Here is a 6,315-nt window from a genome sequence, read left to right on the forward strand (position 1 = left end):
GATCGTGCCCTCGATGGTGAGCGGGCGTCAGGTCTGTCCCGCGGCGCCGGGCAGCGGTGCCGACTGCCAGGCCGCCGCCGACATCCTGTGCCGATCGAAGGGCTATGGCGGCGGCAAGAGCCTCGGCGTCGATGCGACCGAGAAGTGCTCGGCCAAGGTGCTGATCCCTGGGCGACCGCGCGAACCGGGCGATTGCCGCACGGAAAATTTCGTCACACGGGCATGGTGCCAGTAGTCCCCGCGGCTGATCACTGCGACGAAACGTGCGCTTGCGCCGAAACGCTACGAATTCGCCAAATCCCACCTTGCAGGTCTGTTCCTCGCTTGCTTTTGTGTCGCCGCGGCCGCGCCGCCAAACACAACAAACAAGGAGAAACTCGAAATGCCCATGCCTGCGTTGTTCAAGGGCCGCCTCTCGGTCCCGGTGATCGGCTCACCGTTGTTCATTATTTCGGGTCCCGAGCTGGTGATCGCGCAATGCAAGGCCGGCGTGGTCGGGTCGTTTCCGGCGCTCAATGCGCGTCCCGCCGCACTGCTCGACGAGTGGCTGCACCAGATCAAGGAAGAGCTCGCCGCCTACGACAAGGCACATCCCGAGCGTCCGTCGGCACCGTTCGCCGTCAACCAGATCGTGCACAAATCCAACAACCGGCTCGATGCCGACCTCGCGCTTTGTGAAAAGCACAAGGTGCCGATGTTGATCACCTCGCTCGGCGCCCGCGAAGAGCTGAACCAGGCCGCGCACAATTGGGGCGGCATCGTCTTCCACGACGTCATCAACCAGAAGTTCGCCCACAAGGCTGTCGAGAAAGGCGCCGATGGCCTGATCCTGGTCGCGGCGGGCGCCGGCGGCCATGCCGGCACACAATCGCCGTTCGCCTTCGTCACCGAGACGCGCGCCTGGTACAACGGCCCGATCGCGCTGTCCGGCGCGATCGCCAACGGCCGCGCGATCCGCGCCGCCCGGGTGCTCGGCGCCGACTTCGCCTATATCGGCTCGGCCTTCATCGCCACCAAGGAAGCCAACGCGGTCGACCGCTACAAGGAAATGATCACCACCTCCGGCGCCGACGACATCGTGTATTCCAACCTGTTCACCGGCGTGCACGGCAACTACCTGAAGCCGTCGATCGTTGCGGCCGGCATGGACCCGGACAATCTCGAGCAGTCCGATCCGTCGAAGATGAACTTCGGCACCGATGAGGCCGGCGAGCGTGCCAAGCCGAAGGCCTGGAAGGAGATCTGGGGAGCCGGCCAGGGCATCGGCAGCATCAACGACGTGCTGCCGGCCGGCGAACTGATCGCCCGCTTCAAGAAGGAATACGACGAGGCGATCGACCCGCCGCTGTGAGGCAATAATCGTCGTCTCCTCCGCTCACTCAGGTCATCGCGAGGAGCGAAACGACGAAGCAATCCAGCTCGGCGCACCGCGCTCTGGATTGCTTCGCTTCGCTCGCAATGATCGGGAACAGCTTCGATCTCGTCAGCTCAGCTCGTGGAAGTCGCCGCATGGACTCCATCTATCGCATCGACGGCATCAATATCGAAACCAGCCCGAACGCAGCCGGACCGTGGGATCCGACGATGCAGCACGGCTCTCCGCCGTCTGCCCTGGTTACTTACCTCGCCGAACAGATCCCGACCCCGTCGCCGATGCAGATCTCGCGGGTGACCGTCGACCTGTTGCGCCCGGTCCCGGTGGGGCCGCTGACCTACCAAACCGAAGTGCTGCGCGAAGGCCGCAAGATTCAGCTCTGCGCCGTGCGGCTGCTCTCGAAGGGCGTCATCGTGGTCGGCGCCACTGTGCTGAAGATCCGCGTCGCCCCTCCGGATCTGCCGGACGATATCGAGCATCCGCCGCTCGACGTGCCGCATCCCGACGACTGCCCGGTGCTCGACCCCGGCTTCACCCGCAATCCGTTCGTCGGCGGCATGTCGCTGCGCAAGGTCTATGGCGGCTTCGGCGAGATCGGCCCCGGCGCAACCTGGTATCGCGCCGACCGCGCCCTGGTCGAAGGGCAGCCGACCTCGCAGGCGATGCGCGCGGTGGTCGCCTCTGACTTCAGCAACGCGACCTCGTCGATCCTCGACTTCAAGCACTGGACCTTCATCAACGCCGACCTCAACGTGTTCTTCGCGCGGCAGCCGGTCGGCGATTGGGTGCTGCTGAACTCCGAGATGTGGTTGGGGCCGGACGGCGCAGGCATCGCATCGTCGAAGCTCGCCGACGTTCACGGTTATTTCGGCCGCGCGATCCAGAACCTGGTGGTCGAACAGCGCTGAGCTGACAGCGCAAGCCTGTGGATAGCAGGGATCACTCCAGGTATTTCAACGAGGCGGCCAAGCCCTCAGAATCAGTTTAACACCGCATTAACCATCCTGGCACATCAATAGGGCCGCCGCGATGCGGGGCCCTTTCGACGACTGATCCTGCATCGTTGGCGTACACCACAGCCGAAGTGGACCTCGCCATGCTGCATGTCGAAAAGACTTCCGCGACCCTCGACGAACTCCGCATCCGGGTCGCTCACGCGCTGCATCGCCATCCGCTGTGCCGCGACGTGCGCTTCGAAATCGTCGGGACGCCGCGCACCCGCAAGGGCGGTAACTGGACGATTAGCATCCAGTCGGTCGCGCCCGATGCGCTGTGGGAAGCTTCCGAGATCGTTGCTGATATTCAGGAAGCCTATGAGCTGGCCGAGATGCCGATGTACGCGGCAGCGTGATCGACGGCCCGGGGCACGGAACCAGGCGCCCCGCGGAACTGCTCATAGTTACCACTAACAGCCATATTTCCTCTGCATTCTTGCGCGATACGAACTCCATTCGTCGCCGCGACGGAGATCAGCTTGACCAAGACCGTCACTCTTTCTGCGCTGGTGTGCGTGCTCCTGGCGAGCGCGTCCGCTGCCAGCATTCTGGCCCGCGCCAGCGTTCCCGCCGCGGGACTGGCCGGCGTGGCCGCGGTCGAGCGTCCCGTCAGCAACCGCGAATTCAAGGCCGACAAGCTCGAAGTCTCGCTGCAGTCCGACGAACCTGAAGTCCAGGCCGCACAACAACAGCCCGCCGAAGACCAGACAGCCACGGCGGACGTGACCGTGCCGGCCAAGCCGCTGCAACTCGCCTACGCGGCCGATGATCTGCCGGTTGCCGCAATCCCGGAAGCCGCAGCTTCCGAACCGAGCGTCGCAGCGCCGAAAGCCGTCACCAAGCTGCCGCCGGTGATCGCCACCACTCCGGTCCAAAAGCCGAAGCCCAAGCCTGCCGCGAAGGAAGCGCTGCTCAGCGACGGCCAGATCGCACAGATCAAGACCCGCCTGAATCTGTCGTCGTCGCAGGAGTATTATTGGCCGTCGGTCGAGCAGGCGCTGCGCGCGATCGGCCGCAAGCTGCATGCGACCACGCGCGGCCGCGACAGCAGCACCCCGGCGATCGATCCGGACAGCGCCGAAGTGCAGCAGCTCAAATACGCCGCGATGCCGCTGCTGTTCCAGCTGCGCGAAGATCAGAAGCAGGAAGTACGTAAGCTCGCTCGCGCCATGGGCCTCGAACAGGTCGCGCAGCAGATCTGAGGCGAGTAGCAGCCGGCGCGGACGCGCCGCTGATCCCGGCGGTTGGCCGACCCATCCCTACGCGGCGGATTCCTGACTGTCGCGCTCCGGCCAATCCGATGGCCGGCCGGGCACCAACTTCAGTCCTTCGACGAAGTGATCGACCCAGGTGCGGTCGACGAACGGCAGCCAATCCAGAAAACGCTTGGAGAAGTTCGGCTTGATGGCGAGGAGCTCGTCGCAAGCGATCCGCGCCGCGTCGAGCTGCCCCATCCGAGCCAGCGCGTTGATCTTCAGAACGTGCGCGTACCAATAGGCAGGGCGCCGCGCGAGCGCCAGCGTGGCATGCTCGATCGCTTCCGGCCATTGTCTCAGCATGGTGTAGGCGAGCGCCAACTCGCCCAGCGAATAGAAGATATTCGGATCGTTCGACGACAGCCGCATCGCGGTCTTGAGTTGAACGATCGCCCGATAGGGCTCACCCGCGAGGTTGAAACAACCGCCGAGCTGCGCGTGCGCCAGCGCCAGGCTCGGGGTCAGCGTGATCGCCTGCTTCAGCAGGTTCTTCGCTTCGAGCGGATGCCGCAGCCACATCTCGGCGATGCCAGCCAGCATGAAGCCGCGGCCGTCGTCCGGATCGGCCAGCATCGCCTGCTGCGCCAGCTTGCGCATCCGCAGGATCTGATCCTGCGGCTGGCGGCCGGCCCAGATCGACCACGCCAGCGCCGCCGTCGCCTGGATCAGTGCTTCGGGTGAATTGGGATCGAGCGCCAGCGCTTCGGCGAACAGTTTCTGCGCCATTTCGGAATCGGCGCGCGTCAGCCGGTTGAGATGCCAACGGCCGCGCCAGATCAAATCGCTGACGCCCAGTTTGTCCTGCCGTTTGCCGCGAATGCGGATCTGCTCGGCGTGGTCGATCCGGCTTTCGAGCTGCGCCACCAGTTCGTTGACGAACTGCGCGAGTTCATCATGCCCCGCCGGCGATTGCAGCGTGAAGCGCCGCGACCACAGCGAATAGCCGGTGATCGCCTCGGCCAGCGAGGCCGACACCCCATAGGAGTCGTAAGCACGATACAGCCGGCCCTCGACGAGGTACTGCGCGCCGAGACGCTGGCCGATCAGCTTGCGGTCATCCCGCTCGGTGAACGAGAAGCTGGAGTTGCGCGAGATCACCGGCAGCCAGCGGATGCGCGACAGCCCGACGATCAGTTCCTCGCCGATACCTTCCGCCACGTAGTCCAGCGTCTCATCCCCGGTGGCGTTGGCGAACGGCAGCACCGCAATTGCGGGCCGGCCGGCGAAGCCCACCGGCGGCGTCGAGATGTCGACGATATGGGTCGGCAGCGTCGTCGCGCCGCCCGCCACCGCCGAGACCACGACATCGTTCGCCGGCGGTACCAGCGCGTCGCGCTGCTCACGCAGCCATTGGCCGAAGCCGCGCTCGCTCGGAATATCGAGACCTTCCAGCAGCTCACCGGCCGCCCGGCCGGGGCGTGCGGCGAACAGGTCGATGTCGATCAGATCGGTACGCAGTCGTACACGATCGCGGTCGCTGACCAGCAGTTCGGCGCCGTCCGCGTTCAGCAGCTTGCGCAGGTTCGATAGTTCGCGGCGCAGACTGCCGGCGGCTTCGGCTTTGCGCCGACTGCCCCACAACCGATCCTGCAGCCAGCCGCGGGGGCGTGCGCCGTCACGCGACAACGCGAGCATTGCGACAACGGCGATGCCTTTTTTGCTGGTGATCTCGACCCGGCGCCCGTCCGGCGCCGTGAGCTCGAAGGGTCCAAGCAGCCGAAGCGCATATCGCTCCGAATTCGCCGCCGTCATCCCGTATCCTTCCTGCCTCTCCGGTCAAAATAGCACTTTTCACGCGTCTATCACGCCATTTTCACGCTAGAGGCCGATCGATAAGGAAGCGGAACTAGACCCAATAAGGGAATATGTAAGATGTCTCTTGACCAATTGAAAAATTGAGAAACAAAGAGAAGCATTACCGTCGGTTGCAGCGGGCGAGCGAGCAACGACATGCGAGTGCATCGTATGTGAAACGGCGGAAGGATACGGGCGGGGTTATGGTTGGCGTGTCTGGAAGCGAGCTCCACCAGGAGCTTCTGTTCGCGTTCGGCGGCGGCGAGCGCGATGTTACCGTGGCGCTGCTCGACGGATTGGTCGACCGCACCCATGATTGTTTCATCGGCGCGCCCCTCAAGCCCCTCAACACCGCAGTCGCCCAGCACACCGGCGACGACGCCCCACCAAGCGCACAAGCCACCCATCTGGCCAGCCTCCTCTTCGGGCAACCCTGCCGTTCGGTGGAAGGCATCGCGCCGATGTGCCGAGGGCTGCTGGCGCCGATCTTCAGTGATGTCCGATCAGTGTGCGGACAGGCCGATTTAGCCGACGCGATCACGCGGGCACTCGATCACGGCGCCGACATTATCCTGATTGGTGCCGGAGCGTTCGAACGCCCCTGGTATCCGGGCTTCGCCCTGGCAGACGCCGTCGCCAAGTGCAACGCCAGCAAGACGCTGATCGTCACCAGCGCCGGCAGCAAAGGTTGCACCACTCTGCTCCGTCGTTGCGGCGCCTTGAACTTGCTGCCGGTCGCAGCCCTCGACAGCGTCGGCCAGCTCCTCGGCGGCCAATGCCGCGACCTCGGCGACATCGGAATCGCCATTCCCGGCACCAGCGTATCCGGCGCGGCCTTGGAAGGCCGAGTGGTGCAGCGAAGCAACCCAAATGTGGCGGCGGGGATGGTGGCGGG

Annotated in this window: 6 protein-coding genes and 1 pseudogene; 6 read left to right on the forward strand and 1 reads right to left on the reverse strand. The window is 64.8% G+C overall.

Annotation, left to right across the window (positions count from 1 at the left end; translation table 11 throughout):
* The 5 genes and pseudogenes from DY467_RS24975 to DY467_RS24995 all read left to right on the forward strand — a co-directional run.
* Positions 1–235 (forward strand): annotated as a pseudogene (locus DY467_RS24975) (hypothetical protein); the annotation flags it as partial.
* A 147-nt stretch (positions 236–382) separates the two neighbouring features.
* The gene (locus tag DY467_RS24980) at positions 383–1,351 is read left to right on the forward strand and encodes an NAD(P)H-dependent flavin oxidoreductase (RefSeq protein ID WP_107346243.1); all 969 of its coding nucleotides are present in this window, start codon (positions 383–385) and stop codon (positions 1,349–1,351) included.
* A 158-nt stretch (positions 1,352–1,509) separates the two neighbouring features.
* On the forward strand, positions 1,510–2,283 hold the full coding sequence (locus DY467_RS24985; protein ID WP_107346753.1) for a thioesterase family protein: 774 nt from the start codon (positions 1,510–1,512) through the stop codon (positions 2,281–2,283).
* Between the two features lie 188 nt (positions 2,284–2,471).
* Positions 2,472–2,726 carry a hypothetical protein gene (locus DY467_RS24990; RefSeq protein ID WP_107346244.1) on the forward strand — a complete coding sequence of 85 codons (255 nt, stop codon included), beginning with the start codon at positions 2,472–2,474 and terminating at the stop codon, positions 2,724–2,726.
* Positions 2,727–2,849: 123 nt separating this feature from the next.
* Positions 2,850–3,572, forward strand: a complete 723-nt coding sequence (locus tag DY467_RS24995) for a hypothetical protein (protein WP_164639717.1) — start codon at positions 2,850–2,852, stop codon at positions 3,570–3,572.
* Between the two features lie 57 nt (positions 3,573–3,629).
* On the opposite strand, the gene DY467_RS25000 is transcribed toward DY467_RS24995, so the two are convergent.
* Positions 3,630–5,378 carry a hypothetical protein gene (locus DY467_RS25000; RefSeq protein ID WP_164639719.1) on the reverse strand — a complete coding sequence of 583 codons (1,749 nt, stop codon included), beginning with the start codon at positions 5,376–5,378 and terminating at the stop codon, positions 3,630–3,632.
* A 245-nt stretch (positions 5,379–5,623) separates the two neighbouring features.
* Between DY467_RS25000 and DY467_RS25005 the strand changes: the two genes are divergently transcribed.
* The coding region (locus DY467_RS25005) for a S8/S53 family peptidase (RefSeq protein ID WP_164639721.1) at positions 5,624–6,315 on the forward strand (692 nt) is incomplete at its 3' end.

The sequence above is a fragment of the Rhodopseudomonas sp. BR0G17 genome (genome assembly GCF_010907025.1).
Taxonomy (GTDB): domain Bacteria; phylum Pseudomonadota; class Alphaproteobacteria; order Rhizobiales; family Xanthobacteraceae; genus Rhodopseudomonas; species Rhodopseudomonas palustris_H.